The following is a 678-nucleotide window of genomic DNA, read 5'->3' on the forward strand; positions in this document are numbered from 1 at the left end:
AGTCGACGTGCCCGGGCGTGTCCATCAGGTTGAGGATGTAGGTCTTGCCGTCCTTGGCCTGGTAGTCCAGGCGGACGGTCTGCGCCTTGATGGTGATGCCGCGCTCGCGCTCGATGTCCATCGAATCGAGCACCTGCTCCTTCATCTCGCGCGCCTCCAGTCCGCCGGTGGTCTGGATCAGCCGGTCGGCGAGGGTGGACTTGCCATGGTCGATATGGGCGACGATGGAGAAGTTGCGGACGTTCGAAATCGGGGAGGTTGTCATGGGCGCGGGATAGCATCCGGGCTGCAAAGCGGCAACAAAATTGGGCTGTTCCGCGGCGTACTTCCGCAGAAATCGCAATGATTTGCTGTTGCCCGCAATCGTTTGGCGCTGTTAGAGCTTGATGCTGTTCTCTTGAAGATGCGGCGTGTCCAGAGCCGTCATCCTGAGGTGCGAGCTCTTGCGAGCCTCGAAGGATGACGACTGCGCGCCGCTTACGACATGCGTCACCTCTCCCCGCTTGCAGGGAGAGGTCGGATCGTGAAACGATCCGGGTGAGGGGCGAGCGTGCAGCGCGAAAGATTTGCCCCTCACCCCAACCCTCTCCCCGCAAGAGCGGGGCGAGGGAGCAGACAGATTATGTATTGAACCGGAAGTGCATCACATCGCCGTCGGCGACGACGTACTCCTTGCCT

1 protein-coding gene is annotated in these 678 nt (G+C 61.1%); it reads right to left on the bottom strand.

Annotation, left to right across the window (positions count from 1 at the left end; genetic code table 11):
• A partial coding sequence (locus D1614_RS28105; protein ID WP_241558159.1) for a GTP-binding protein occupies positions 1–265 on the bottom strand: 265 nt, incomplete at its 3' end.
• Positions 266–678: the final 413 nt, after the last annotated feature.

It is taken from the genome of Maribellus luteus (assembly GCF_003576475.1).
Taxonomy (GTDB): domain Bacteria; phylum Bacteroidota; class Bacteroidia; order Bacteroidales; family Prolixibacteraceae; genus Draconibacterium; species Draconibacterium luteum.